This window comes from Stutzerimonas stutzeri (assembly GCF_024448695.1).
Taxonomy (GTDB): domain Bacteria; phylum Pseudomonadota; class Gammaproteobacteria; order Pseudomonadales; family Pseudomonadaceae; genus Stutzerimonas; species Stutzerimonas stutzeri_T.
This window is the reverse complement of sequence record NZ_JAMOHY010000010.1, coordinates 53449-78774: the sequence shown is the minus strand read 5'-3', so window position 1 is coordinate 78774 and position 25326 is coordinate 53449. Positions and strand designations below refer to the sequence as shown.

Annotated in this window: 25 protein-coding genes, 1 other RNA gene and 1 riboswitch; of the genes, 19 read left to right on the top strand and 7 right to left on the bottom strand. The window is 60.6% G+C overall.

The window, feature by feature from the left end:
* Window positions 1-10: 10 nt before the first annotated feature.
* Window positions 11-997 (bottom strand): NAD(P)/FAD-dependent oxidoreductase, encoded by a 987-nt coding sequence (locus tag NAV32_RS10185; RefSeq protein WP_256052679.1) that lies wholly within the window; start codon window positions 995-997, stop codon window positions 11-13.
* Between the two features lie 392 nt (window positions 998-1389).
* Between NAV32_RS10185 and ffs the strand changes: the two genes are divergently transcribed.
* The 6 genes from ffs to NAV32_RS10155 all read left to right on the top strand — a co-directional run bounded on the left by ffs (window position 1390) and on the right by NAV32_RS10155 (window position 5731).
* Window positions 1390-1486, top strand: an RNA gene (ffs, locus tag NAV32_RS10180) — signal recognition particle sRNA small type.
* 200 nt (window positions 1487-1686) lie between these two features.
* Complete coding sequence (earP, locus tag NAV32_RS10175) at window positions 1687-2841, top strand: elongation factor P maturation arginine rhamnosyltransferase EarP (RefSeq protein WP_256052678.1); 1155 nt, start codon at window positions 1687-1689, stop codon at window positions 2839-2841.
* 88 nt (window positions 2842-2929) lie between these two features.
* Window positions 2930-3496: an elongation factor P gene (gene efp, locus NAV32_RS10170; RefSeq protein WP_256052677.1), complete on the top strand. Its 567-nt coding sequence runs from the start codon at window positions 2930-2932 to the stop codon at window positions 3494-3496.
* Window positions 3497-3683: 187 nt separating this feature from the next.
* Window positions 3684-4355 carry a DNA-3-methyladenine glycosylase I gene (locus NAV32_RS10165; RefSeq protein WP_256052676.1) on the top strand — a complete coding sequence of 224 codons (672 nt, stop codon included), beginning with the start codon at window positions 3684-3686 and terminating at the stop codon, window positions 4353-4355.
* Between the two features lie 116 nt (window positions 4356-4471).
* Window positions 4472-5128 (top strand): C40 family peptidase, encoded by a 657-nt coding sequence (locus tag NAV32_RS10160; RefSeq protein ID WP_256052675.1) that lies wholly within the window; start codon window positions 4472-4474, stop codon window positions 5126-5128.
* Between the two features lie 75 nt (window positions 5129-5203).
* Complete coding sequence (locus NAV32_RS10155) at window positions 5204-5731, top strand: C40 family peptidase (RefSeq protein ID WP_256052674.1); 528 nt, start codon at window positions 5204-5206, stop codon at window positions 5729-5731.
* A 19-nt stretch (window positions 5732-5750) separates the two neighbouring features.
* On the opposite strand, the gene NAV32_RS10150 is transcribed toward NAV32_RS10155, so the two are convergent.
* Window positions 5751-6554 (bottom strand): metallophosphoesterase family protein, encoded by an 804-nt coding sequence (locus tag NAV32_RS10150; protein ID WP_256052673.1) that lies wholly within the window; start codon window positions 6552-6554, stop codon window positions 5751-5753.
* Between the two features lie 168 nt (window positions 6555-6722).
* A riboswitch (cobalamin riboswitch) is annotated at window positions 6723-6940 on the top strand.
* 118 nt (window positions 6941-7058) lie between these two features.
* Here NAV32_RS10150 and btuB point away from each other — a divergent pair.
* The 10 genes from btuB to NAV32_RS10100 all read left to right on the top strand — a co-directional run bounded on the left by btuB (window position 7059) and on the right by NAV32_RS10100 (window position 16763).
* Window positions 7059-8924: a TonB-dependent vitamin B12 receptor gene (gene btuB / locus NAV32_RS10145; protein WP_256052672.1), complete on the top strand. Its 1866-nt coding sequence runs from the start codon at window positions 7059-7061 to the stop codon at window positions 8922-8924.
* Window positions 8925-8947: 23 nt separating this feature from the next.
* The gene (locus tag NAV32_RS10140; protein ID WP_256052671.1) at window positions 8948-9523 is read left to right on the top strand and encodes a hypothetical protein; all 576 of its coding nucleotides are present in this window, start codon (window positions 8948-8950) and stop codon (window positions 9521-9523) included.
* The gene (gene cobO / locus NAV32_RS10135; RefSeq protein WP_256052670.1) at window positions 9523-10125 is read left to right on the top strand and encodes a cob(I)yrinic acid a,c-diamide adenosyltransferase; all 603 of its coding nucleotides are present in this window, start codon (window positions 9523-9525) and stop codon (window positions 10123-10125) included. The genes NAV32_RS10140 and cobO overlap by 1 nt, the downstream gene beginning before the upstream one ends.
* A gap of 109 nt (window positions 10126-10234) precedes the next feature.
* Window positions 10235-11527 carry a cobyrinate a,c-diamide synthase gene (locus NAV32_RS10130; protein ID WP_256052669.1) on the top strand — a complete coding sequence of 431 codons (1293 nt, stop codon included), beginning with the start codon at window positions 10235-10237 and terminating at the stop codon, window positions 11525-11527.
* Window positions 11524-12174: a 5,6-dimethylbenzimidazole synthase gene (bluB, locus tag NAV32_RS10125; RefSeq protein WP_256052668.1), complete on the top strand. Its 651-nt coding sequence runs from the start codon at window positions 11524-11526 to the stop codon at window positions 12172-12174. Before NAV32_RS10130 ends, bluB begins: the two co-directional genes overlap by 4 nt.
* Window positions 12171-13082: an adenosylcobinamide-phosphate synthase CbiB gene (gene cbiB, locus NAV32_RS10120; RefSeq protein WP_256052667.1), complete on the top strand. Its 912-nt coding sequence runs from the start codon at window positions 12171-12173 to the stop codon at window positions 13080-13082. The genes bluB and cbiB overlap by 4 nt, the downstream gene beginning before the upstream one ends.
* The gene (gene cobD, locus NAV32_RS10115; RefSeq protein WP_256052666.1) at window positions 13075-14070 is read left to right on the top strand and encodes a threonine-phosphate decarboxylase CobD; all 996 of its coding nucleotides are present in this window, start codon (window positions 13075-13077) and stop codon (window positions 14068-14070) included. The genes cbiB and cobD overlap by 8 nt, the downstream gene beginning before the upstream one ends.
* A complete protein-coding gene (locus tag NAV32_RS10110) occupies window positions 14063-15517 on the top strand; it encodes a cobyric acid synthase (protein WP_256052665.1) in 1455 nt (484 codons plus the stop codon). The genes cobD and NAV32_RS10110 overlap by 8 nt, the downstream gene beginning before the upstream one ends.
* Window positions 15518-15607: 90 nt before the next feature.
* Window positions 15608-16126 carry a bifunctional adenosylcobinamide kinase/adenosylcobinamide-phosphate guanylyltransferase gene (gene cobU / locus NAV32_RS10105; protein ID WP_256052664.1) on the top strand — a complete coding sequence of 173 codons (519 nt, stop codon included), beginning with the start codon at window positions 15608-15610 and terminating at the stop codon, window positions 16124-16126.
* Window positions 16127-16214: 88 nt separating this feature from the next.
* Window positions 16215-16763, top strand: coding sequence for a glutathione peroxidase (locus tag NAV32_RS10100; protein WP_256052663.1), 549 nt, complete (start codon window positions 16215-16217; stop codon window positions 16761-16763).
* 41 nt (window positions 16764-16804) lie between these two features.
* On the opposite strand, the gene NAV32_RS10095 is transcribed toward NAV32_RS10100, so the two are convergent.
* The 5 genes from NAV32_RS10095 to gltA form a co-directional block, all read right to left on the bottom strand.
* A complete protein-coding gene (locus tag NAV32_RS10095; RefSeq protein ID WP_256052662.1) occupies window positions 16805-18121 on the bottom strand; it encodes an OmpP1/FadL family transporter in 1317 nt (438 codons plus the stop codon).
* A 271-nt stretch (window positions 18122-18392) separates the two neighbouring features.
* Window positions 18393-18860, bottom strand: coding sequence for an RNA methyltransferase (locus NAV32_RS10090; protein ID WP_256052661.1), 468 nt, complete (start codon window positions 18858-18860; stop codon window positions 18393-18395).
* Between the two features lie 65 nt (window positions 18861-18925).
* Window positions 18926-19987 (bottom strand): SDR family oxidoreductase, encoded by a 1062-nt coding sequence (locus NAV32_RS10085; protein WP_256052660.1) that lies wholly within the window; start codon window positions 19985-19987, stop codon window positions 18926-18928.
* A gap of 210 nt (window positions 19988-20197) precedes the next feature.
* Complete coding sequence (locus tag NAV32_RS10080) at window positions 20198-20893, bottom strand: GNAT family N-acetyltransferase (protein WP_256052659.1); 696 nt, start codon at window positions 20891-20893, stop codon at window positions 20198-20200.
* Window positions 20894-21179: 286 nt separating this feature from the next.
* The gene (gene gltA, locus NAV32_RS10075) at window positions 21180-22451 is read right to left on the bottom strand and encodes a citrate synthase (protein ID WP_256052658.1); all 1272 of its coding nucleotides are present in this window, start codon (window positions 22449-22451) and stop codon (window positions 21180-21182) included.
* 346 nt (window positions 22452-22797) lie between these two features.
* On the opposite strand from gltA, the gene sdhC reads away from it, so the two are divergent.
* The 3 genes from sdhC to sdhA are packed head-to-tail and all read left to right on the top strand — an operon-like array spanning window position 22798 to window position 25322.
* Entirely contained in the window at window positions 22798-23184 is a 387-nt protein-coding gene (sdhC, locus tag NAV32_RS10070) for a succinate dehydrogenase, cytochrome b556 subunit (RefSeq protein ID WP_256052708.1), read from the top strand.
* Window positions 23178-23546, top strand: a complete 369-nt coding sequence (gene sdhD, locus NAV32_RS10065) for a succinate dehydrogenase, hydrophobic membrane anchor protein (RefSeq protein ID WP_256052657.1) — start codon at window positions 23178-23180, stop codon at window positions 23544-23546. The genes sdhC and sdhD overlap by 7 nt, the downstream gene beginning before the upstream one ends.
* 3 nt (window positions 23547-23549) lie before the next feature.
* The gene (gene sdhA / locus NAV32_RS10060; RefSeq protein WP_256052656.1) at window positions 23550-25322 is read left to right on the top strand and encodes a succinate dehydrogenase flavoprotein subunit; all 1773 of its coding nucleotides are present in this window, start codon (window positions 23550-23552) and stop codon (window positions 25320-25322) included.
* Window positions 25323-25326 lie beyond the last annotated feature (4 nt).

The window sequence follows — 25326 nt, the reverse complement described above, 5'->3', positions numbered from 1 at the left end:
CTTTGCGTCTTCAGAGGTTTTCCAGCAGCCTGCGTGCAGCTTCCTGGCCGCTGAGCCAGGCACCTTCCACACGTCCGGACAGGCACCAGTCGCCGCATGCATACAGCCCCAGATGAGCGTCCGCCAGTGCTCCCCATTCGTGGGACTGGCTCGGCCGGGCGTATAGCCAGCGGTGGGCGAGGGTGAACTCCGGCGCCGGTACGGCGCAGTCGATCAGCTCGGCAAAGGCGCCATGCAACTGCTCGATCACCTGCTCTTTGGGCAGGTCCAGGTGCTGCCTGCTCCAGGTGCTGGTCGCGTGCAGAACCCAGGTGTCGAGGCGGTCATCGCGACCGGGTTTGCTGTTGTGGCGGGCCAGCCAGTCGAGGGCGTCGTCCTGTACGAAGCAGGCATCAAGGCCGGTTTCCAGCGGTGTGGAAAACCCCAGTGCCACGGCCCAGGTTGGTTCCATCGCAACACTGGCAGCGACGGCGGCCAGCTTCGGTGCCGAGGCCAGCAGCGCACTGGCCTGAGGTGCTGGAAGGGCGATGATCACCTGGCTGAAGGGGCCATGGCTGACACCCGTGGCATCAACCAGCGTCCAGAATTCCTCGCCGCGAAAGACTTCGGTGATGCGGCAGGAGAGGGTGACTGGTATGTCGCCGAGCAGGCCGCGGGCAATCGAACTCATCTGCGGGACGCCGATCCAGCGTAACTGTTCATCGGCAGAGGGCGACAACTGTCCGCCTCGGGCCTGATAAAGGTTCGGTGACCACTCGGCAACCCAGCCTCGTGCCTGCCAGTCGCGCACGGCCTCGGTAAAGCGCCGGTCCCGGCTGGTGAAATATTGTGCCCCCAGATCCAGATGGCCCGCTTCGCTGCGCTTGCTGAGCATGCGTCCGCCAAGGCCGCGACTCTTGTCGAAAAGTTGCACCGACTGCCCGGCGGCATGCAGCGTTTGCGCTGCGCAAAGGCCTGCAAGGCCGGTCCCGACAATGGCGATTGGAGCTGTGCTCATGCTTACCTCTTTACAGTGGCGCGTCAGTCCTGATTGCACGACAGCAACGCCGTTTGGTTCGGATCTGCCGAGATTTCAGCAGCGAATTGTGCAGCATCACAACACTGATGAGTGATGCGTTTTGTCCAGCAACAGACTGTTGCTTTTACCCGGGGGTTCGTGGTGATCGGAACTCAAAAGGATTTTTTTCAATGGACTGATGGACGGGCCAGGCCTTCCGGGATTGCGGTGTCTTTGTTTCTACGATTCGTATCATGCGTTGCCCTTGCAGGTGGCTGCAATCAGCCTTTGCGCTTGTCGCGGCAATCACGCAATGAATCAGTTGTAAGTTGGGAGCAAGCCGGTACAATGGCGCCGCTCGCCGCCAGGCGGGCGTTTGTTATGGTGGGCCCTGCCGGTCCCCTCGCAACGATCAGCCGTGAACCCGGTCAGGCCCGGAAGGGAGCAGCCGCAGCGGTGACATTGTGTGCCGGGGTGTGGCTGGTAGGGTTCACCTCCATAACGAAGCGCTGTTCCTCGCAACACTTTCGGATTCGATCCGTTCCTCAGTCAGCTACGCTGCTGACCTGCTGTCACAAAAGCAAGCGTATCGCTTCAAGATCATCTGCCTGGATGAGCCTGTATCCTTCTTTTTTTCAGCCTGCAAGGCTGGTGCAAACTGTCCTGATATTTCTGCAGGAGCAATCGTTTTGTCGGTTAAAGCGAGCTGGGATATTTTCTGCGTTGTGGTGGATAACTACGGCGATATCGGCGTGACCTGGCGTCTGGCACGGCAGTTGGTGGTCGAACATGGACAGCAGGTGCGCCTGTGGATCGATGACCTGCAGACCTTTGCCCGGCTGCAGCCCAGCGCCAGCGCCACGGCCAGCCAGCAGTGGCATGAAGGCGTCGAAATCCGCCACTGGTCGCCCCAGTGGCCGGACGTCGAGCCTGCCGATGTGGTGATCGAAGCCTTTGCGTGCCGGTTGCCTGATGAATACATCGCCGCCATGGCCGCCAGTAAGCGGCGCATTCTCTGGCTCAATCTGGAATACCTGAGTGCCGAAGACTGGGTGGTGGGCTGCCACGCACTGCCTTCCATGCAATCCGATGGTTTGCAGAAGTATTTCTTTTTCCCTGGATTCGAAGAAGGCACCGGCGGGCTCATACGCGAGGGCGATTTGATTGCCCGGCGCGAGGCCTTCCAGAATGACCTCTCGCTGCGCGAAGCCTTTCTGCAGAGCTTCGATCTGAACGTACAGCCCGGTACGACGCTGCTGTCGTTGTTCGCCTACGAGAACCCTGCCATCGCCAGCTGGCTCGATGCCTTGGCGGCGCAGGCACAGCCGTCGCAGTTACTGGTGCCGGAAGGTCGTGTGCTGGAGGACGTGGCGCGCTGGTTGGAGCTTGAGCAGCTGCGCGCCGGTGATCGCTATCAGCGTGGTTCGCTGGATATCGCCGTGCTGCCATTCATGACCCAGCATCAGTACGACATGCTGTTGTGGTGCTGTGATTTCAATGCGGTACGTGGCGAGGAATCCTTTATCCGCGCGCAATGGGCCGGGCGACCACTGGTCTGGCATATCTATCCGCAGGAAGAGGATGCTCACTGGGACAAGCTCAATGCTTTTTTCGAACTCTATCTGCGTGGCCTTACACCCGAGGCGAGTGATGCGTTGCGGGGTTTCTGGCGTGCCTGGAACAGCGGCGAAGGCAGTGGCGAGGCCTGGTTGACGATGCTCGAACATGAAGCGCAACTGCTGGCGCATGCCGAACACTGGACTCGTAAACAGGTCGCCAATGGCGATCTGGCGGGAAAGCTGGTCTTTTTTTACGCGGATTGGTTAGGGGCTACTCCCGCTTAGTGCACAGCAGCGCGGCTTGCGACGAAGCGGGAACAGACCCTATGATACGCGGCCTGTTTTTTGTCTCTAATCCCATTCGGACATTCGTATGAAAACCGCACAAGAGTTTCGTGCCGGCCAAGTGGCCGTGATCAACGGCGCACCCTGGATTATCCAGAAAGCCGAATTCAACAAGTCCGGCCGCAACAGTGCCGTAGTCAAGATGAAGTTGAAGAACCTGCTCAATGGTTCTGCTACCGAAACCGTCTACAAAGCGGACGACAAGCTCGAGCCTGTCATCCTTGAGCGCAAGGAAGTGACCTATTCCTATTTCGCCGACCCGCTGTATGTCTTCATGGACGCCGAGTTCAACCAGTACGAAATCGAGAAGGACGACCTCGAAGACGTCATGAAGTTTATCGAAGACGGCATGAGCGATGTCTGCGAAGCCACCTTCTACAACGACAAGGTGATCTCGGTTGAGCTGCCGACCACCATCGTTCGCGAAATCGTCTACACCGAGCCGTCCGTACGTGGCGACACGTCAGGCAAGGTGATGAAGACCGCCCGCCTGAAGAACGGTGCAGAACTGCAGGTTTCCGCCTTTTGCGAAATCGGCGACTCGATTGAAATCGACACCCGCACTGGCGAATACAAGTCCCGCATCAAGGCCTGATCGCCTTTGCTGGCCTGAGTAAAGCCTGGCTCTCAGACGCGCGAAAACCTGACAGCCTAGGTGAGTTGAAACAATGCCTGTATCGACGGATACGGGCATTGTCGTTTATGGCAACCTCTGCAGCTTTCTTCAGTGTGGCTGCCGGGCGCCCGGCGCCGACCCAGAACCCTTTCGGACCGAGATGAGCATGCGTGACTACAAATGGCTGCATGAGTATTGCCTCAATCGTTTTGGCTCGGCGGCTGCGCTGGAAAGGTTGCTGCCGCAGCCCCGCAGTGCCGATGAGCTGCGCGCGATTTCCGATGACCGCTACCTGTCACTGATCGCCCTGCGGATCTTCCGTGCGGGCCTGAAACACAGCCTGGTGGATGCCAAGTGGCCGGCTTTCGAGCAGGCTTTCTTTGGCTTCGACCCGGAAAAGGTGGTGCTGATGGGCGGCGAGCATGTCGAGCGGATGATGCAGAACACGCAGCTGATTCGGCATCTGGGCAAGCTCAAGAGTGTGCCGCGCAATGCCCAGTTCGTGCTGGATGTGGCGAAGGAGAAGGGTGGTTTCGGCCATCTTCTTGCTGACTGGCCGGTAGAAGATGTCGTCAGCCTCTGGCGCTACATCGCCCGGCATGGCAGTCAGCTGGGCGGTCTTTCAGCTCCGCGCTTCTTGCGCATGGCCGGCAAGGACACCTTTATTCCCAGCAATGACGTGGTGGCTGCACTCAAGGCGCAGAAGGTCATCGACAAGGTGCCCGGCAGCCAGCGCGATCAGGCGGCGGTGCAGGCACTGTTCAACCGCTGGCGGGAAGAAAGCGGCCGCCCCATGTGTCAGCTCTCGGCCATGCTGGCGTTTACGGTCAATCACTGAAGGCCACGCCAGACGTTTCGTTGCGGCCAATCCGTCACATTTCCAGTGATTGAATTTGCTCATCGGCGCCATAAAAGGCATAGTGCGCCCACTTTTCTGACTTCCCGTGTTCATCCATGTACCAACGCCTCGCACCTTTGCTGCCTCTATCACTCGTCCTGCTGCTGTCGGCCTGTGCCGTGCAACCGGAGCGAGAGGAGCGCATCGCGGTGTCTGAGGGTTTCCAGCTGGATTTTGCGCAGCTGGTTACAGGCATGAACGATGAAGTGATGAAGGCGCAGGCCGAGCCAATCGAACCCAGCGAGCAGCAGCTGCGTGAGCTTGCCGACGAGCAGAGTTATGAGCTGCCGCCGCTCGCCGACAGCATCCTCGAGCGTGGTTTCACCCTGGTCGGTACGCCTTACCGCTATGGTGGCAAGTCCATCAGAACCGGCTTCGATTGCAGCGGTTTCGTTGGTTACCTGTTCAGCAAGGAAGCCGGTATCGAACTGCCGCGTTCAACGCGGGAAATGATCAGTCTCGAGGCACCGAAGATCAAACGCAGCGAGCTTGAACCGGGTGATCTGGTGTTCTTCAACAACCGTGGGCGTGGCCGTGTCAGCCATGCCGGCATCTATATCGGCGATGATCAGTTCATACATTCCTCCAGCAGTCGCAGTGGTGGCGTGCGGGTGGACAGCCTGGACGACGCCTATTGGCGTGCCAGTTTCATGCAGGCCAAGCGTGTGTTGGCGCTGGCTTCCGCTTCAAGCGACATCCCTTCCCGTAACTGACGAGGCGGGCGCCGGGGTTGCATCCCGCGGCGCATGCCGGCAGAGTGATGGCTCCTTTGCCCGGACTGCTCTGCCATGCCCTTTCTGGCCCGCCTCCCGATCCTTCTACTGACGGTCCTGCTGCTGACTGCCTGTGCCGGTCGGCAAGCCATCGAACCCACAATCATGGCGCCGGTAGCGCAGCCTGTACCCGGTGCCGCCGAGGATGTGCTGTTTACTGCCCTGGGCCTGGTTGGAACGCCTTATCGGTATGGCGGCAATACGCCCGACAGCGGTTTCGATTGCAGTGGCCTGATCGGCTATGTCTACCGAGGTGCGGCGGGTATCGCCCTGCCACGCACCACGCGAGAAATGAATGCCATGCGCAGTGCCAGCCCTGTCAGGCGTGATGCGCTGCAGGCAGGCGATCTGTTGTTCTTCGCCACCAGCGGTGGGCGGCGTGTCAGTCATGCGGCGATCTATGTCGGTGAGGGCCGTTTCGTGCATGCGCCGTCCAGCGGTGGCACGGTGCGGCTTGACAGTCTTTCCAACAGCTACTGGCAGAAGAACTACCTCAACGCCCGGCGCGTGCTCAATGAAGAGCATCTGGCGCTCAATCCCTGACGGCGCTAGCGGTTGTCCGCTACCAGTGCAGATTGAAGTGCGAAGCCGGCGCGAAGTGATCGTCCAGCAGGTCCCAGCGCTCCACACAGACTTTCTTGTCTATGCCCGAATGCAGCTTCAGGCGGTTGAATGAGTTGGGCGAAGTGCCGCGCAGGCGCGATGACAGCGCAGTTCCGGCCTGAACCATCCAGATTTCCCGCGACAGACCGCTGTACTGCCCGGAAAGCGGCAGCACGTAGGGCAGGTGGATATGTCCACCCATGACCAGATCCAGTCCTTCTTCGGCCCAGCAATGCAGGGCTGGTTCGGCTCCGTGCTGCAGGTTGCTCAGATCGCTCTGCACCATCGCGCCGAATGGCTGATGCGCGACGAGGATGCGCACCTTGCCTGGGTCGCAGTCTTTCAGACGGCGACTTACGGCCCGCACCTGTCTGGCCGTGACCACGCCATCCTTGTGCCGCCGGGGGTGCGTCGTGTTGAGGCCGATGACCAGCATGTCGTCGGTCTCGAAAGTCGGTTCAAGATTGTTTCCGAAATGGCGCTGGTAGTTGCGGTAGGGCGTAAAGGCACGAGCGAAGAGGTTGTACAACGGAATATCGTGATTACCTGGAATCACCAGTGTTTCAGGTATGCCCAGGTCCTGAAGCCGCTGAACGAATGCCTGCGCGGCGGCAAACTCTCCAGCCCTGGCCCGCTGCGTGATGTCTCCTGAGAGAATCAGCAGATCGGCACCATGCGCGCGAACATGTTCTTCCAGAGCGCGCATTACAGGCAGCTGTTCGGTACCGAAATGGGTGTCGGAGATCTGTACGATGGTCGTCATGGGCGAGCGTTTTTTCCTGCGATGGCCGGATGGCGAGTGAACAGTAGTGTGACATTCGAAGCAGGCAGGCATCAGCCGGTTCCGTCAGTCGCGAGCAAGATACCCATAATCATTGCCATGGTGCCAAGGCTGCATTGCTTTCAGTTGCGTCGCGCCAAGCCTTGGACTAACCTCCGCGTCGCCTCAGGTGCCCTTGGCGAAAAGCCATATGGGTGAAACAGGGAAGCCGGTCCATTCTCACGAAGATTCCGGCGCTGCCCCCGCAACGGTAGGCGAGTCAAGAAACCGCAATTGCCACTGTGTTCACGCACGGGAAGGCGCGGTTTCGGGATGCCATGACGCATCCGCTCGCAAGCCCGGAGACCGGCCTGTCGCATTTCACTGACAGTGCGGCGGGCGCTGAGCGGGTGCGTACCCTTGCGGTACTCCCTTCTTTCGAGTTCTTCCGTCTGTCTCCACTGACTTTTTGTCGTGCGGGTGGGCACGACGGAGAACTTCAATCCGATGCGCAATTCCCTTTCCCTGGCCGTGGTGCTACTGGGCCTTCCTTCCTGTGTACTGGCCAATCACGGCGATGCCTTGCTGCTGGGCCAGCAGGTGATCACCGCCAGCCGAACCAGCAATGCACCGGTATCTATTGCGTCTAGCAGCATCATCACCCGTGACGAAATCGAGCGTCAGCAGGCGGGCAGCGTGCCGGAGTTGCTGCAGCGCCTGGCCGGGGTGAGCGTCACCAGCAACGGAGGGCGCGGCAAGAGCACCTCGGTCTCCATCCGTGGCACAAGCGACAAGCACGTACTGGTGCTGATCGACGGCGTTCGCATCGGCTCGGCCACCTCCGGCAGCGCCGCGCTGCAGAGCATCCCGGTGGAGCAGATCGAACGCATCGAGGTCGTCCGAGGGCCGCGCTCCAGTCTCTACGGCTCGGAGGCCATGGGTGGGGTGATCCAGATTTTCACCCGCCGTGGTGCCGCCGATGGCGTCAAGCCTTACGCCTCGGTTGGCGCCGGCTCACGTTCGAGCTACAGCGGCTCGGCCGGCGTGGCCGGCAGTCAAGGCAATGGCTGGTTCAATATGGGCGTTGCCAGTGAGTCCACTGACGGCATCAGCGCCCGTGCCTTTCGCAGCGCTGCGCCCAATGCCTATGAGCCGGATGCCGACGGCTATCGTGAGCTGTCCGCGCAGTTGCGCGCCGGCTATCGATTCGACAGCGGCTTGGAGCTCGACGGTAGCTGGCTGCAGAGCGAAAACCACGGTGACTTCGATACTCGCTCGACCAGCGGTGCCACGGGCCGCGACGCCTACAGCGATGGATCCTTGCAAGCCATCAGCGGTCGTGCGCGCTTCTCGCCGCTTAGCTTCTGGGACGTCACCTTGCAGGCGGGCCACAGTGAGGACTTGAGCGACAACTTCCAGGATGGTGCCTTCTACTCGCGTTTCGACACTCGCCGCGACAGCCTGAGCTGGCAGAACGACCTGCGTTTCGGCGAGGCGCAGGTGCTGAGTCTCGGCATGGACTACCAGACCGATCGTATCGAGAGCAGCGATGACTACGCCGAGGACAGCCGCTACAACAAGGGCTACTTCGTCCAGTACCAGGCCGCTTTCGGTCGTCACGGCGTGCAGGCCGGCCTGCGTCGCGACGACGATGAGTTCTTTGGCGCGCACGACACCGGTAGCCTGGGGTACAGCTTCAACCTGAGCGATGCGCTGGTACTGACCGCCGCCTACGGCACCGCCTACCGCGCGCCGACGTTCAACGACCTGTACTACCCGGCCAGCAGCGCCACCGCAGGTAACCCGGACGTCAAGCCGGAAGAGGCGCAGAGCTACGAGATTGGCATTCGTGGCAGTCATGGTTGGGGCGAGTGGAGCTTCAATGCCTATGAGAACCAGATTGAAGATCTGATCGTCTGGGCGGGCAGCCGTCCCATGCGCCCGGAGAACGTAGACGTGGCGCGCATTCGCGGCATCGAGACCACGCTGGCCGCCGTACTGGCCGGCTGGGATGTGGCGGCCAACCTGACCTTCATGGACCCGCAGGACCGCAGCAAGGCCAATCACGGCCATCTGCTGCAACGCCGCGCCAAGCGCCATTTCAATCTGGATATGGACCGCCAGTTCGGCGCCATCGGCCTGGGCGCTTCGCTGTACGCGGTGAGCGAGCGCTTCGACAAGGCCAGCAACACTGATGAGTCGCGTATGCCCGGCTACGCCCTGGTGGATCTGCGCAGCGAATACCGCGTCGACGAGGCCTGGCGCCTGCAGGTCAAGCTGGCGAACCTGTTCAACCGTGACTACGAAACCACCCAGACCTACGAACAGCCTGGCCGCGCGGTGTACTTCACCGTCCGCTACCAGGCCCTTTGATTCGCAACCCGAAGGAGAACACCATGCATATCCTGTCCACGCGCGCCCAACTAGCAATAGGCGCCGCGCTGATCCTGTTGATGGCCATGACCCGAGGCCAACACTTCGCCAGCGTCGCTAACCTGCCCAGCGCCAGCTGGTCGATCTTCTTCCTGGCCGGTTTCTACCTGCGCCCGCGCGGGATGTTCGTGCTGCTGTTCGCCGTGGCGTCCGCGCTGGATTTCGGTTCCCTGGCCAGCGGCACCATCAGCGAATGGTGCCTGTCGCCGGCCTACTGGGCGCTGGTGCCGGCCTACGGCAGCCTGTGGCTGGCCGGACGGCTATTCGCCAAATGGCAGCGCGACGATCTGCGCAGCCTGGCCATGCTGGCACTGACGCTGGTGGGTGCGGCTTTCGTGGCGTACTTGTTCTCAGGCGGCGGCTTCTACTTCTTCTCGGGCCGTTACACCGAACCAACGCTGGCCGGCTTCCTCGCGCGCATCGCCGAGTACGTGCCGCGTCACCTGAGCAACCTGGCGTTCTACGTCGGCACGGGGCTGGTGCTGCATGTTGGTATCGTTTCGGCGCAACGCCTGCAGCGCGCGCGGGAGGTGCACTGATGGACGGACGTGACGAGCGACACAAGGCGCGCATGCAGCGCAAGAAGGCGGTGGTCGATGCGAAGATCGCCGAGGCTCAGGACGAGTACGGCCTGTTGCTGGTGCACAGCGGCAATGGCAAGGGCAAGAGCAGCTCGGCCTTCGGCATGGTCGCCCGTGCGCTGGGGCATGGCATCAAGGTCGGCGTGGTGCAGTTCATCAAGGGCGCGGCCAGCACCGGAGAGGAAAACTTCTTCCGGCGTTTCCCGGATGAAGTGAGTTATCACGTGATGGGCGAAGGTTTTACCTGGGAAACCCAGGACCGCCAGCGCGACATAGCCAAGGCGCAGGAGGCCTGGGCCGTGGCCCGTGAGTTGCTGGCCGATGAAAGCGTCGGCCTGGTGGTGCTGGACGAGCTGAATATCGCGCTGAAATACGGTTATCTGGAACTGGAGCCGGTGCTGGCCGATATCGAATCGCGGCCCATGTTGCAGCACGTGGTGGTCACCGGTCGCGGGGCGCCTCCCGGACTGATCGAGGCAGCGGATACCGTGACCGAAATGAGCCTGATCAAACATGCCTTTAAAGCGGGTGTGAAGGCGCAAAAGGGCGTGGAGTTCTGATGCTCGCGCTTGAGGGGTGTGTAGGGTGGATGACGCCTTTTTCATCCACCGTCCACGTTGTCGGTGGATGGGTGAAGCGTCATCCACCCTACGATGACGAGAGGTCGCGATGAATAGCCGAAGCTGCCCGGCATTGCTGATCGCCGCACCGGCATCCGGTCAAGGCAAGACCACCGTTACCGCCGCCCTGGCACGGCTGCATGCGCGCCAGGGCAGGCGCGTGAGGGTGTTCAAGTGTGGGCCGGACTTTCTCGACCCGATGATTCTCGCCCGTGCCAGCGGCCAGCCGGTGTACCAGCTCGACCTGTGGATGGTCGGTGAAGAAGAATCGCGCCGATTGCTGTGGGAGGCGGCGGGCGAATGCGACCTGATCCTGATCGAAGGGGTGATGGGGCTGTTTGATGGCAACCCCAGTGCTGCCGACCTGGCGCGGCGCTTCAGCGTGCCGGTGCTGGCGGTGATCGACGGCGCGGCCATGGCCCAGACCTTCGGCGCCCTGGCCCATGGGCTGGCCAGTTTCCAACCGGATCTGCCGTTCTCCGGCGTGCTGGCCAACCGGGTCGGTAGCGTGCGCCATGGCGAGATCCTGCGCGATAGCCTGCCGGAGGCGATTCGCTGGTACGGCGCGTTGCCGCGCAGCGCTGATATCGAACTGCCGAGCCGCCATCTGGGGCTGGTGCAGGCCAGCGAACTGACCGACCTGGATGCACGCCTGGATGCCGCTGCCGATGCCTTGGCGGCCAGTGCCGATGTGGCATTGCCGCCAGCAGTGGATTTCGCTGCGCCGCAAGCACACTCGCTTGAACCGCTGCTGCAGGACGTGCGTATCGGTGTGGCGAGGGATGCTGCTTTCGCCTTTCTCTATCAGGCCAATCTCGACCTGTTGCGCCAGCTGGGCGCCGAGCTGGTGTTCTTCTCGCCGCTGGTCGATACGACCCTGCCGCCGGTAGACAGTCTCTACCTGCCCGGCGGCTATCCCGAGCTGCACCTGCGCGCATTGGCGGACAATCAGGGCATGGCCGAGGCGATCCGTGTACACCGCGCTGCAGGCAAGCCGATACTCGCCGAGTGCGGTGGCATGCTTTACCTGTTCAACCGCCTTACCGACAAGGCTGGAACATGTGGCACCATGCTCGGCCTGCTGCCCGGCGAGGCTCGACTGCAGCCGCGTCTGACGGCGCTGGCGTTGCAGGAAGTGGTGCTGCCGGAAGGGCGGCTGCGTGGGCATACCTTTCACCATTCCGTACTGGAAACCCCGCTTGAACCCTGGGTTCGAGGTGAATGCCCGAATTACAAACGTACCGCCGAGGCGGTTTATCGCCAGAGCCGACTGACGGCGTCCTACATTCATTTCTATCTGCCGTCCGATCCCGTGGCGGCCGCAGCCTTGTTGAGTCCATGAGCGAACACGCCTTTACCGACGAACAACGCGCCGGCATCTACCGAGCCATTGCCGAACGCCGCGACATGCGCCATTTCAGCGGCGGTGAAGTGGCCCCCGAACTGCTCGCACGCTTGTTGGAAGCCGCACACCAGGCACCCAGCGTTGGCCTGATGCAGCCGTGGCGCTTTATCCGCATTACTCGCAGAGAGCTGCGCACGGCCATTGCCAGGCTGGTCGAGCAGGAGCGCCTGCTGACTGCCGAAGCCTTGGGCGAGCGCGGCAGCGAGTTCATGCAGTTGAAGGTCGAAGGCATCCAGGACTGCGCCGAACTGCTGGTGGTGGCGCTGATGGAGGGCCGCGAAGCGCACATATTCGGTCGGCGCACATTACCGGAGATGGATCTCGCCTCGGCGGCCTGTGCGATCCAGAACCTCTGGCTGGCCGCGCGCGGCGAAGGGCTGGGAATGGGCTGGGTGTCGCTGTTCGATCCCCCGGCCTTGGCTGAGCTGTTGCAGATGCCAGCGGGTGCCACGCCAGTTGCAGTGATCTGTCTCGGTCCGGTCGTCGAGTTCTATCCGTCGCCGATGCTGGTGCTGGAAGGCTGGACCCAGCCGCGCCCGTTGGACGAGTTGCTATTCAACAACCGCTGGGGGCAGCGCGAGTGAGCGTGGCGCTGGCTTGCCTGGCCGGCGTTGGTCTGGATGCATGGCTGGGCGAACTACGACGCGGCCATCCGCTGGTGGCTTTCGGGCGGCTGGCGGATCGGTTTGAGCGACATTTCAACGGCCCGGATGGGCGTGGCTGGCGCAGTCACGGCGTGACGGCCTGGTGCCTGACCGTGCTGCCGCTGACATTGACGGCCTGGCTGCTCAGTCTGTTGCCTGGCGTTGGCTGGCTGGTGGAGATCGTCTTGCTGTATTTCGCACTGGGCCTGCGCAGCCTTGGTGAGCATCTGCTGCCGGTGGTGAGCGCCTTGCGTAGCGGAAATTTGCCCGAGGCGCGCCGGCGTGTCGGGTTTATCGTCAGTCGCGATACTTCCGGAATGGACGAAGCGGGCGTCGCCCGCGCCGCCACTGAGTCGGCGCTGGAAAACGGCAGCGATGCGGTGTTCGCCGCGCTGTTCTGGTTCGCGATTGCCGGCGCGCCGGGTGTGGTGCTCTATCGCCTGAGCAATACGCTGGATGCCATGTGGGGCTATCGTAACGAGCGCTTCGAGCGTTTCGGTTGGGCCGCTGCGCGTATTGATGACGTGCTCAATTTCATCCCCGCCCGACTGGTGGCGTTGACGTACGCCGTGCTCGGCCAGACGCGCAAGGCCTGGCGTTGCTGGCGCCTGCAGGCGCCACTCTGGGATAGCCCCAACGCGGGGCCGGTGATGGCGGCCGGTGCCGGGGCACTGAGCGTGACACTCGGTGGCTCGGCGATCTACCACGGCGAGCGGCACGAGCGGCCATCGCTGGGCGAGGGCGAAGCGCCACAAGCACGTGATATCGAGCGGGCGCTGGATCTGGTCTGGGCTGGAGTGGGTCTCTGGTTGCTGCTGATGCTGCTGGGGAGCGGGTTGCATGCTTGAACATGGCGGACGGTTGCGCGCGGCGGCGCATGAATTCGGTATTCCGTTGACGGATTGGCTTGACCTGTCCACCGGTATCGCACCTTATGGATTCGACCTGCCGGCCATACCGGAGAGTGCCTGGAGCCGCCTGCCGGAAGTTGAGGATGAGCTGGAGGCCGTCGCCCGCGAGTATTACGCTGTCTCTTCACTGCTACCGGTTGCCGGTTCTCAAGCGGCGATCCTGATGCTGCCGAGGCTACGTCAGCAAAGTCGGGTTGGCATCGTCTCGCCCTGTTACGCCGAGCATGCCGAGGCCTGGCGACGAGAGGGACATCACCTGAGTGAGCTCATCGAAGGTAGCGTGCCGCGCGCGCTTGACCATCTCGACGTGCTGGTGGTGGTCAATCCGAACAACCCCACCGGGCGCCTGTTGCCGCCCGCGCAATTGCTCGACTGGCATGCGCGGCTGGCGGAACGGGGTGGCTGGCTGGTGGTTGATGAAGCTTTTATCGACCCCACGCCTGAATACAGCCTTGCGCTATATAGCCATTTACCGGGGCTGATTGTATTGCGTTCGTTCGGCAAGTTTTTCGCCATGGCCGGCGCTCGGCTGGGTTTCGTACTGACTGAAGAGAAGCTGTTGCGTGCGCTGGGTGATGCCTTGGGGCCTTGGCCTGTCACTGGGCCGTCACGGTTCATCGGCACGGCTTTGCTCGCTGACCGCGAAGGGCAGCGCCGGCAGCGCGAGCAGCTTCTGGCCGATGGCAAGCGCCTGGCGTATCTGCTGACAGCACATGGCTTGCAGTCTGCCGGTGGCTGCGCGCTGTTCCAGTGGGTCTTGAGCGAAGAGGCCGACCCGTTGTACGAATTTTTCGCCGGCCTGGGCATTCTCGTTCGCCGTTTTCACGCTCCGCCGAGCCTGCGTTTTGGCCTGCCGGCAGACGAGCGGGGCTGGAGCCGACTGGCAGACGCGCTGGGGTTTTACAGGGAAATGGTTCATGAGTAACACCTTGATGGTTCAGGGCACCACCTCCGATGCGGGCAAGAGCACGCTGGTGACCGCACTGTGCCGCTGGCTGGCACGCCAGAACGTTACTGTGGCGCCCTTCAAGCCACAGAACATGGCGCTCAACAGCGCGGTCACCCCCGACGGCCGCGAGATCGGACGGGCGCAGGCGGTGCAGGCCCAGGCAGCAGGGCTGGCGCCCCACACCGATATGAACCCCGTGCTGCTCAAGCCCAACAGCGATATCGGTGCGCAGGTGATCATCCACGGGCGGGCGGTCACCCAGATGGACGCCGCCGCCTATCACGACTACAAGCGCGTGGCCATGCAGGCGGTACTGGAGTCCCATCGGCGCCTGAGCACGGCGTATTCCGTGGTGATGGTCGAGGGTGCCGGCTCGCCCGCCGAAATCAACCTGCGCGCCAATGACATCGCCAACATGGGCTTCGCCGAGGCGGTGGATTGCCCGGTGATCCTGATCGCCGATATCGACAAGGGCGGCGTCTTCGCCCATCTGGTCGGCACGCTCGATCTGCTCAGTACGTCGGAACAGGCGCGGGTGCGGGGTTTTGTGATCAACCGTTTTCGTGGCGATATTGCGCTGTTGCAGCCGGGACTGGATTGGCTGGAGCAGCGCACCGGCAAGCCGGTGCTGGGCGTGTTGCCGTATCTGATGGACTTTCATCTGGAAGCCGAGGATGCCATCGATGTGCGTCAGTCAGCCAAGGGCGAACGCACGCTGAAAGTGGTGGTGCCGGTGTTGCCGCGTATCAGCAACCACACCGATTTCGATCCGCTGCGCCTGCACCCTCAGGTCGATCTGCGTTTCGTCGGCCCCGGACAACCTGTTCCTGCCGCCGACCTGATCATTCTTCCTGGCTCGAAAAGCGTTCGTGCCGATCTTGCCTGGCTGCGCGAGCAAGGCTGGGAGGCGGTGATCCAGCGTCATCTGCGTTATGGCGGCAAGCTGCTGGGTATCTGTGGCGGACTGCAGATGCTCGGTGAACACATCTGCGACCCGCATGGACTGGAAGGTGTCGCTGGCGAAAGCGCTGGGTTTGACCTGCTGGCGTTGTCCACACGACTGGAAAGCGAGAAACAGCTGCGCAACGTCCGTGGCCGCTTGACGATTGATGATGCCTTCGTCAGCGGCTATGAGATTCATGCCGGGATCAGTCACGGGCCGGCGCTCGGGCGAGCCGCCGTATGTCTCGACGATGGTCGCCATGATGGCGCCGTCAGCGAGGATGGACAGGTGCTGGGGACATATCTGCACGGTCTGTTCGAATCATCCGACGCCTGTAAGGCGCTGTTGCGCTGGGCCGGACTCGATGACGTCGAGGTGGTCGACTACCACGCCCTGCGCGAGCGCGATATCGAACGCCTCGCCGATCTGGTCGAGACGCATCTGGACACCCGCCTGTTGCGAGAATTGTGTGGTGTCTAGCCTGGCCCTCACCAAGCCATTCCCGCGATGACGGCGGGTTCGCGAGCATGGCTCGCTCCTACGAAATTCGCCGAGACTTGAGAAAATGACATGCTCGAACTGATTCTTGGCGGCGCGCGCTCAGGCAAGAGCCGCCTGGCCGAACGCCTCGCACTGGAAAGCGGATTGCCCGTGACCTATATCGCCACCAGCCAGCCGCTGGATGGGGAAATGACCGAACGCATCGCCCACCACCGTGCTCGGCGGCCCGTCGATTGGGCGCTGGTGGAAGAGCCTCTGGCGCTGGCGCGGGTGCTGCGCGAAAACGCCCGTCAGGGTCGCTGCACCCTGGTCGATTGTCTGACGCTGTGGTTGACCAATCTGCTGATGCTGGATGATCCGGCGCGGCTGATCGAAGAGCGGGATGCCTTGCTCGACTGCCTGGCGACACTGCCGGGGCGTGTGCTGTTGGTAAGTAATGAAACCGGATTGGGTATCGTGCCACTGGGGGACTTGAGTCGACGCTATGTGGATGAGGCTGGCTGGTTGCACCAGGCGCTGGCCGAGCGTTGTCAACGTGTGTCCTTCGTCGTGGCGGGCTTGCCGATGGTGCTTAAAGAGCCTGTCTGAACGAATGCAGTCCCGGTTTTGCTGGAAGATGTTGTGAGTCAGCCATCCCGGGAGTAGCGTTAACACGATCTTGCTCGGAGTGGTTGCCATGAAGAATCACCTGCTCGCTACCTCACTGGCCTTGGTGCTGCTGTCCGGCCCGGCGCTGGCGGACTCATGCCCGGCACTGCTGCAGCATGAGTTGCCGAAACTTCGCTCCAAGGAAACCATCGATCTTTGCCAGGCGTATCAGGGGCAGGCACTGGTTGTGGTCAATACCGCGAGTTTCTGTGGTTTCGCACCGCAGTTCGAGGGACTGGAAGCGCTCTACCAGCGCTACAAGGATGAGGGACTGGTGGTGATTGGCGTGCCGTCCGACGACTTCTTTCAGGAGTCCGATGACGCTGCCGAAACGGCTGAGGTCTGCTACGTGAATTACGGCGTGACCTTCCCCATGGCGCAGACGCAGCCGGTCCGGGGAAGCGATGCGATAGCGCTGTTCAAGGAGCTGGCCAAGCAGGCCGGAGGAGCGCCGCGCTGGAATTTCTACAAGTACGTAGTTGATCGCAACGGGCAGGTGGTCGATTACTTTTCCAGCAAGATCAAGCCGGATGATCCGAAGCTGATCGCGGCAGTGGAAAAGGCATTGGCCAGGTAGGGATAGAAGGACGCCCCGGTGCAAGACCGGGGCGTTTTTGCTTAGAAGCGGTAGCTCAGGGCAGCGCCGAAGCCGTGGGCGCTGTTTTCGTAGGTGGCACTGTAGTCTTGCTCCAGTAGACCGCCTGCAAATGACTTGTCCCGATTGACCGTAACGCTTTCTTCCCACAAGTAGCTGTAGGCCAGGTCAAGGGTTACGTCGTCGGTCGGGTTCCAGGCCAGACCCAAGCTAACTGCCGTGCGGTCCCCGCTGGGGATGCGCGGCGAGCGATGGGTGTTGTTGGTCGGGCTTTGGTCAAAGGCCAGACCGCCACGAAGCGTCCACTGCTTGTTGACCTTGTAGGCCGTACCGATTGCATAAGACCAGGTGTCATGCCAGTCCTGATCTTCGATGATGGGCGCCAGGTTGCCTTGCAGGCCCAGTGGTATCCCTTCGTTCTCGATAATGATCGCCTCGAACCGACTCCAGCGCGTCCACATCGCGCCGGCGTATAGGGTCCACTGGTTGTTCAGTTCGTGGGTGACCGATACGTCGATGGACTCGGGAGTGTCAAGATCAAGCGAGGCGTCGTATTTGCCGGAGGCCGCGTATTGATCGAACCCTGCACCCGATAGCTTGGTATCGCCTTCAAGCTTGTACTTCACCTTCGAGTGGTAGGTGATGCCGGCTCGGGTATGCGGAGTAAATTCATAGAGCAAGCCGGCGTTGAAGCCCAGCGCCGTATCATCCCCGGTGACTTTGACGCGCCCATCTCCCACGGAGCCGCCAGCTCCTCCCGGCGATGCGCTTTGCAGCTCCCCTTCGATATGGTTGATGGTCGGGCCGAAACCGATGGAAAGCTTGTCATTGAAGCGATAGCTGACGGTGGGCTGCACAGTGACAACGACTACTTCACTGTAATCACCGAAATAACGGCCCTGGTAACCACTTTCGTAGTCGGTCGCCAAGCCGAACGGCACATAGAAGCCCACGCCGACTGCCCATTTGTCGTCGATTGGTTTGACGTAGTAACCCATTGGGACGGCGGTAAAAGGCACGATGTCGCCATCGTTGCTGCCTGTTGTCGTGCCGGTGATTGCGCCACCTCCGGCACTGAATGAGCCCGATGCATTCTTGATGTCGGTCTTCGCATGAATTGCTGCCGCACCAAAACTGACTTCCTCACGCTTGAGGCGAGCCATGCCGGCGGGGTTGCCGAACAGGGTGGTAGCGTCTTCGGCAGAAGAAGAGCGACCAGCGAAAGAGGTACCCATACCGCTGATGCTTTGTTCGTTGAGGGCGAAACCTGCAGCCAGGGCCTGAGTGGATAGGGCGCCTGCTGCAACTGCGATAACGGTCTTCAACCACGGTGTTTTCATTGTTGTCTCCTGGGTAAAAAGCGGTTCGGACCCTATCAAGCTTTTCTAATACCCAGCAAACGAAAGAGTGCAGTTTTTCGTAAATATCAGGACTATTAGTGGGGATATGTCGGCGATCATCCATAAGCTGTCAGGACGTTTCTTTACTATCCGACCACTTTTATCGTGATATCTCGGGCAGGACGTTCACGCCAAATGCCATGCCCACTGGCCGCACCACCTCGCCGAAGAGTGGTGAGGAATTAGTTGCAGGGGTATGGACGGCATACATTCAGAACAGTGGGCCGGAGCGGGTGTTGTTGCCCTTGGCCAGACGGTCGTAAAGCACCACATTCACTGTTGCAGCAAGGTTCATGCAGCCATTGGTGGGGATGTAGACGACATCTTCGCACCAGTCGCGGATTTCCTTGCTGAGCGAGCCGTCCTCTGCGCCGAAAATGTACAGCGCACGATCTGGATGGGTGTACTCAGGCAAGGCGCGCGCACCGTCGACCAACTCCACCGCCACCGGCACGCAGCCGAGCGGCAGGATCTTGCGCAGATCGTCGATATTGATCAGCGGAATGCCCTGGTGGACCTTCTTGGTATCGGTGATGAAGTCCTTGGCGCGGTCATAGCGGGTGCCGGTGTAGAACACCGACGCGGCGCCATAGCAGCCTGCCGCACGCATGATCGCACCTACGTTGGCGGGAGATTTCGGGTTGCTCAGGCCGATGCAGGCGTATCGTTTGTTGCTCACAAGTGAAGACTCACGCGGAAAACGCGCGAGTATACGGGACAGCCTCTGTCGTCGGTGGGCTCTGATCAGGGGATGAGCTTGCTGGCACGCAGCGTCGAGAACACGTTGAAGAACGCCTCATCACTGGCCTGGTAGTCCAGGAATCCGAGCTTTCGGCTTTTCGACATGTCCGTCACGACCTCGATGGGCCGGCCCAGGTCCGCATCGGTATGCCACGGCGAGATGAGCTTGCCGATGGACGCTTCAGCCAGGTCGAACTGCTTGGCCATCTCTGCCCAGACCTCGGCATCACCTGCCATATGCTGTTCAAGCGGGGCGGGCTGGCCATCGAACGGTGCGGCTTCGATGCCGAACCATTCGGCAATGCGCGCCCACATCCATTTCCAGCGGAACACATCTCCGTTGACGATATTGAAGGCCTGGTTGGCCGCCGCCGGCGTGATCGAGGCCCAGCGTAAATGCCTGGCCAGCTGATTCGCATCGGTCATGTCGGTCAGGCTGTTCCACTGCACGTCTGAGCCCGGGAAGCGGAATGGCCGGCCGGTAAACCGGCAGACGGAAGCGTAGACGGCCAGCGTGGTCGCCATATTCATCGCGTTTCCTACGGCGACGCCTGTGACGGTATGGGGGCGGTGGACACTCCAACTGAAGCCGTCGCGGTCTGCTGCTGCGAACACCTCGTCTTCCTGGGCGTAGTAGAAGTTCTCCACATCCAGCCGCCCCTGTTCCTCACGAAACGGCGTCTGCGGCAGCGAACCCTTGCCGTAGGCTTCGAATGGGCCGAGGTAATGCTTGAGGCCGGTGACCAGCGCTACGTGGCGAACCGAGCCTGCCGGGCGGACAGCTTCGAGTACATTGCGCACCATCTGCGCGTTGACGCGAATATTCTCCGCCTCCGTGGCCTGACGGGCCCAGGTGCTGAGGAAGATGTGCGTGGGCGACACGTTGCTCAACGCTGCGGCCAGGGCCTGTGGGTCCAGCAGGTCCGCGCTGATCGGCGTGATGCCTGCTTCGGCATTTGGCCGGCGTGCCAGCCCGGCGACGGCCCAGCCCTCTTTGGTCAGCAGGCGCGATATTGCGCTACCGACGATGCCACTCGCGCCGACCACCAGTGCTTGATTTGTCATATTCAGACCCCACAAAACGAAACAGGCTACACCTTACCCACTCGAAAAGCCGATCCAAGTCGACAACGGCGGGGGTAACGACGAACTGAAAAACACCACGGGACGTCTGGGAACGCGTTATTTGTTTGCGTGAAGGTATGATCCGCGGGGCTTGGCGACTCAAACAAACTCAGCTGTGGATGCTTTGGCAGTCGCAAGCGCTCAGAGCAATTAATGCAAGCGCTTGGCTGCAGTGTAAGTCTCAGCCAGGTGAAGTGCCTGTTGAGCCAGTTGGTCAAGCAAGCGGTCGCGCTCTTTCTCCGCATCGCTCATGGCTTTTTCACCCTGCTGTTTCACGAGATAGCTGTGAATCTGGCGGACTTCTTCAGAATGGAAGATAGGCTCCAGATCCTGCACCGCTAACAGGCCGTTTGAAGCCTGGCTCCGGGTATTCATCACCACCTGCGGGCCGCGGGCGGCCAGAGGCAGAAAACCTAAGGCTTCGAAATACGGCACCTTGCCGGCCACGCACGCAACCTCCGCATGGGGGTGGCGGGACACCATCTTCTCGACCATGGCCCGACCAATGCCCTGCCGGCGATGGCTGGCCTGTACCGCCAGATAAACCAGCGAGCAGGCTTCAGCGTCATCGATATAGGGCAGGTACAGCGCAAAACCGAGCAGGCAGGCCGGGTCGTCGCCATCCAGAGCCATGAGTAGTTCGGGCTTGCCCGCCTGCGCGCCGTCCATGCTGTCCAGATAGCGATGCACCTCGAAACCCACCACGTACTGATAAAGCGGATAAAGCGGATTGCAGGGCGTGAGCGAAACCGGGCTGATATCGCTGAGATAGTCCACCACCATCTGCAGCACCTGGCTTTTCATCGATTCCGGTGGTGGTGTGTCCAGGTGGATGAGGGTGAACATGGGCTGGCTCCGGGAGATGCGGCAAAGGCGGCATTGTAGAGGGTGATATGCATCGCGCGAGGGAGGTGAGAGAGTCGTTTCGCGCTGATCCGGATAGTGCTCACGCTCCGGTATGGAAACAGTAAAGGCGTAACTTGCCCGAAAGGCCGTGAGCCGCTTGGCGAAAAGCACATGGCCGAAAGGCAGACGCAGCTGCAAGGGGCAAGAATGCAAAAGCCCTGACATGGTCAGGGCTTTTGTGACGCTCAGGAAGACTTCAGGAAGACTTCAGCGTTTGGCTAGCGGATCAAAATGGCAGGTCACGCTTGGTGTGGCCAGTGTAGAGCTGACGCGGGCGACCGATTTTCTGGCCGCTGGCGATCATTTCCTTCCAGTGGGAAATCCAGCCGACAGTCCGCGCCAGGGCGAAGATTACGGTGAACATGCTGGTCGGAATGCCGATGGCCTTGAGGATGATGCCCGAGTAGAAATCCACGTTCGGGTAGAGATTGCGCTCGGCGAAGTAGGGATCTTGCAGGGCAATCTCTTCCAGCTTCATGGCCAACTCAAGCTGTGGATCATTGATGCCCAGTTCGCCCAGAACCTCATCGCAGGTCTGCTTCATGACCTTGGCGCGCGGATCGAAGTTCTTGTAGACGCGGTGTCCGAAGCCCATCAGCTTGAACGGATCGTTCTTGTCCTTGGCCTTGGCCAGGAACTTCTCGATGTTCGAGACATCACCAATTTCATCAAGCATGGTGAGAACGGCTTCGTTCGCGCCGCCGTGCGCAGGGCCCCAGAGTGCTGCGATACCGGCAGCGATACAGGCGAAGGGGTTGGCGCCGGTGGAGCCGGCCAGTCGCACCGTGGAAGTGGAGGCGTTTTGCTCGTGGTCGGCATGGAGGATGAAGATGCGGTCCATGGCCTTGGCCAACACCGGGCTGATCGGTTTGATCTCGCACGGGGTGTTGAACATCATGTGCAGGAAGTTTTCCGAGTAGCTCAGGTCATTGCGCGGATACATCAGCGGCTGACCCATCGAGTACTTGTAAACCATGGCGGCGATGGTCGGCATTTTTGCGACCAGTCGAACTGCCGATATCTCACGGTGCTTCGGATCGTTGATATCCAGCGAGTCGTGATAGAAGGCTGATAGTGCGCCGACAACGCCACACATGATGGCCATCGGGTGAGCATCGCGACGGAAACCGTTGAGGAACGACTTCAGTTGCTCGTGAACCATGGTGTGGTTCTGTACGGTGCTCAGAAACTTGGTTTTTTCCTCGGGAGTGGGGAGCTCTCCATGCAGTAGTAGGTAGCAGGTCTCGAGGTAGTCGGTTTTGGCGGCCAGCTGTTCGATAGGGTAGCCACGATGCAGCAGAATACCTTTGTCACCATCAATGTAGGTGATCTTGGATTCACAAGAGGCTGTCGACATGAAGCCAGGATCGAAAGTAAAACGACCCGTGGAGGTCAGGCCTCGTACGTCGATTACGTCAGGTCCCATGGTACCGGTTAGAACGGGCAGTTCGATGGCGTCTGAGCCCTCGATGATCAACTGCGCTTTGTTGTCAGCCATGTATGGCCTCCTGTTTTATGCTTGGAATCATCATGGCCCCCCACGCAGGGCCCGCATCACTATAGTGAGATAAATCACAAAGTCAATTTGCAGGGGAACCCTATCGCAGAGGGGGTTTCGGGGTGAATTCTCAATACAGGAAGCCTGTTTACGGCATTTATATAAGGGTCGCTATCCACCTTTAGTGGCACTTCACCACATTGTGATTAGCGACCTAACTGTTTATACTCGGAAACCGACCGGCAGGGCCTAACAGGCAGTTTTTCTGCGGGTCGTCACTCGTGGGTGGCGGGTGCCGCTGAGTACTCTTCCCAACAACTTTGCCCTGCGCCTTGGGGCCTCAAGTGTGAAAAAAGCCGTGAAAAGCCAACGACCTGTAAACCTAGATCTTAGGACAATAAAACTCCCAATCACTGCCTACACGTCGATCCTTCACCGTATCTCCGGCGTCATTCTGTTCGTCGGTGTGGCCATTCTGCTGTTTGCGCTGGACGCTTCGCTTTCTTCTGCCGAAAGCTTTGAAGAGGTTAAGGCGTGCTTCGGTAGTCCGTTGGCCAAGCTGGTGGTCTGGGGGTTGCTGTCTGCGCTGCTGTATCACCTGGTGGCCGGTGTGCGTCACCTGGTCATGGATACGGGGCACGGCGAGACGCTGGAAGGCGGCAAGCTGGGCTCGAAAATCGTTCTGGCCGTTTCGGCGGTGCTGATCGTTCTGGCGGGAGTGTGGATATGGTAACCAACGTCACGAACTTTTCGCGTTCGGGTCTCTATGACTGGATGGCTCAGCGCGTTTCCGCAGTTGTTCTGGCGGTTTATTTCCTCTTTCTGATCGGGTACCTGGTTGTCAATCCGGGGCTTGAGTACGCGCAGTGGCATGCGCTGTTCTCGACGAGCTGGATGCGCATTTTCAGTCTGCTGGCGCTGGTATCTCTGAGTGTTCATGCGTGGGTTGGTATGTGGACCATTTCCACTGACTACCTGACCAACATGGCCATCGGCAAGTGGGCTACCAGTGTACGTTTCCTGTTCCAGGCCGTGTGTGGCATCGCCATGTTCACGTTCTTCGTCTGGGGTGTGCAGATTCTTTGGGGTATCTGATTCATGGCTAGCATTCGCACTCTTTCTTATGACGCCATCATTATCGGTGGCGGTGGCGCAGGCATGCGCGCTGCACTGCAACTGGCTCAGGGTGGTCACAAGACCGCTGTAGTCACCAAGGTATTCCCGACGCGTTCGCATACCGTTTCCGCTCAGGGTGGCATTACCTGCGCCATTGCTTCGGCCGACCCGAACGATGATTGGCGCTGGCATATGTACGATACCGTCAAGGGATCCGACTATATCGGTGACCAGGACGCTATCGAGTACATGTGTTCCGTAGGTCCCGAGGCCGTATTCGAGCTCGAGCACATGGGCCTGCCGTTCTCCCGTACCGAACAGGGCCGTATTTATCAGCGTCCGTTCGGTGGCCAGTCCAAGGACTACGGCAAGGGCGGGCAGGCTGCTCGTACCTGCGCTGCTGCCGACCGTACCGGTCACGCACTGCTGCATACCCTTTATCAGGCCAACCTGAAGGCAGGTACGTCCTTCCTGAATGAATGGTATGGCGTGGATCTGGTGAAGAATCAGGATGGCGCCATTGTCGGCATCATCGCGATCTGCATCGAAAACGGCGAAACGGTCTATATCCGTTCCAAGGCTGTGGTGCTGGCTACCGGCGGTGCCGGGCGTATCTACGCATCCACGACCAACGCCCTGATCAACACCGGCGACGGTATCGGCATGGCGCTGCGCGCTGGCGTGCCGGTTCAGGATATCGAGATGTGGCAGTTCCACCCGACCGGCATCGCCGGGGCGGGTGTGCTTGTGACCGAAGGTTGCCGCGGCGAAGGCGGTTATCTGATCAACAAGCACGGCGAGCGCTTCATGGAGCGTTACGCACCCAATGCCAAGGATCTGGCTGGTCGTGACGTGGTTGCACGTTCGATGGTCAAGGAAATCCTGGCTGGCAACGGCTGCGGTCCGGACGGCGATCACGTGATGCTCAAACTCGACCACCTGGGCGAGGACGTGCTGCACAGCCGTCTGCCAGGTATCTGCGAGTTGTCAAAGACCTTCGCACATGTCGACCCGGTTACTGCTCCGGTGCCGGTCGTTCCGACCTGCCACTACATGATGGGTGGTGTTGCCACCAATATTCATGGTCAGGCGATCACTCAAGACGCCAACGGCAACGACAAGATTATCGATGGTCTGTTCGCTGTGGGCGAGGTGGCTTGCGTGTCGGTTCATGGCGCCAACCGCCTGGGCGGCAACTCGCTGCTTGATCTGGTTGTATTCGGTCGCGCCGCCGGTCTGCACCTTGAGAAAGCCCTGAAGGAAGGTGTTGAGCACCGCGGTGCCAGCGAAACCGATCTGGATGTGGCCCTCAATCGTCTTGCCAGCCTGAACGAACGCACCACCGGTGAAGACGTTGCACCGCTGCGCAAGGAACTGCAGAACTGCATGCAAAACTACTTCGGCGTGTTCCGTACCGGCGAGTACATGCAGAAGGGTATCGCTCAGCTGTCCGATCTGCGTCAGCGCATTGCTAACGTGAAGATTTCCGACAAGAGCCAGGCTTTCAATACCGCGCGTATCGAAGCACTGGAACTGCAGAACCTGCTGGAAGTTGCCGAGGCTACCGCTATTGCTGCCGAGACTCGCAAAGAGTCGCGTGGTGCGCATGCGCGTGAAGATTTCGAAGAGCGTGACGATGAAAACTGGCTGTGCCACACCCTGTATTTCCCGGGTGAAAAGCGCGTAGCCAAGCGTGCCGTCAACTTCTCTCCGAAAACAGTTCCGACTTTCGAACCCATGGTTCGGACTTACTGAGGTC

Excerpts from the sequence above, each read along its gene's own strand:
- NAV32_RS10185 (WP_256052679.1), bottom strand. The coding sequence starts at position 997 with ATGAGCACAGCTCCAATCGCCATTGTCGGGACCGGCCTTGCAGGCCTT.
- efp (WP_256052677.1), top strand. The coding sequence starts at position 2,930 with ATGAAAACCGCACAAGAGTTTCGTGCCGGCCAAGTGGCCGTGATCAAC.
- NAV32_RS10165 (WP_256052676.1), top strand. The coding sequence starts at position 3,684 with ATGCGTGACTACAAATGGCTGCATGAGTATTGCCTCAATCGTTTTGGC.
- NAV32_RS10160 (WP_256052675.1), top strand. The coding sequence starts at position 4,472 with ATGTACCAACGCCTCGCACCTTTGCTGCCTCTATCACTCGTCCTGCTG.
- NAV32_RS10155 (WP_256052674.1), top strand. The coding sequence starts at position 5,204 with ATGCCCTTTCTGGCCCGCCTCCCGATCCTTCTACTGACGGTCCTGCTG.
- NAV32_RS10150 (WP_256052673.1), bottom strand. The coding sequence starts at position 6,554 with ATGACGACCATCGTACAGATCTCCGACACCCATTTCGGTACCGAACAG.
- btuB (WP_256052672.1), top strand. The coding sequence starts at position 7,059 with ATGCGCAATTCCCTTTCCCTGGCCGTGGTGCTACTGGGCCTTCCTTCC.
- NAV32_RS10140 (WP_256052671.1), top strand. The coding sequence starts at position 8,948 with ATGCATATCCTGTCCACGCGCGCCCAACTAGCAATAGGCGCCGCGCTG.
- cobO (WP_256052670.1), top strand. The coding sequence starts at position 9,523 with ATGGACGGACGTGACGAGCGACACAAGGCGCGCATGCAGCGCAAGAAG.
- NAV32_RS10130 (WP_256052669.1), top strand. The coding sequence starts at position 10,235 with ATGAATAGCCGAAGCTGCCCGGCATTGCTGATCGCCGCACCGGCATCC.
- bluB (WP_256052668.1), top strand. The coding sequence starts at position 11,524 with ATGAGCGAACACGCCTTTACCGACGAACAACGCGCCGGCATCTACCGA.
- cobD (WP_256052666.1), top strand. The coding sequence starts at position 13,075 with ATGCTTGAACATGGCGGACGGTTGCGCGCGGCGGCGCATGAATTCGGT.
- NAV32_RS10110 (WP_256052665.1), top strand. The coding sequence starts at position 14,063 with ATGAGTAACACCTTGATGGTTCAGGGCACCACCTCCGATGCGGGCAAG.
- cobU (WP_256052664.1), top strand. The coding sequence starts at position 15,608 with ATGCTCGAACTGATTCTTGGCGGCGCGCGCTCAGGCAAGAGCCGCCTG.
- NAV32_RS10100 (WP_256052663.1), top strand. The coding sequence starts at position 16,215 with ATGAAGAATCACCTGCTCGCTACCTCACTGGCCTTGGTGCTGCTGTCC.
- NAV32_RS10095 (WP_256052662.1), bottom strand. The coding sequence starts at position 18,121 with ATGAAAACACCGTGGTTGAAGACCGTTATCGCAGTTGCAGCAGGCGCC.
- NAV32_RS10085 (WP_256052660.1), bottom strand. The coding sequence starts at position 19,987 with ATGACAAATCAAGCACTGGTGGTCGGCGCGAGTGGCATCGTCGGTAGC.
- NAV32_RS10080 (WP_256052659.1), bottom strand. The coding sequence starts at position 20,893 with ATGTTCACCCTCATCCACCTGGACACACCACCACCGGAATCGATGAAA.
- gltA (WP_256052658.1), bottom strand. The coding sequence starts at position 22,451 with ATGGCTGACAACAAAGCGCAGTTGATCATCGAGGGCTCAGACGCCATC.
- sdhD (WP_256052657.1), top strand. The coding sequence starts at position 23,178 with ATGGTAACCAACGTCACGAACTTTTCGCGTTCGGGTCTCTATGACTGG.
- sdhA (WP_256052656.1), top strand. The coding sequence starts at position 23,550 with ATGGCTAGCATTCGCACTCTTTCTTATGACGCCATCATTATCGGTGGC.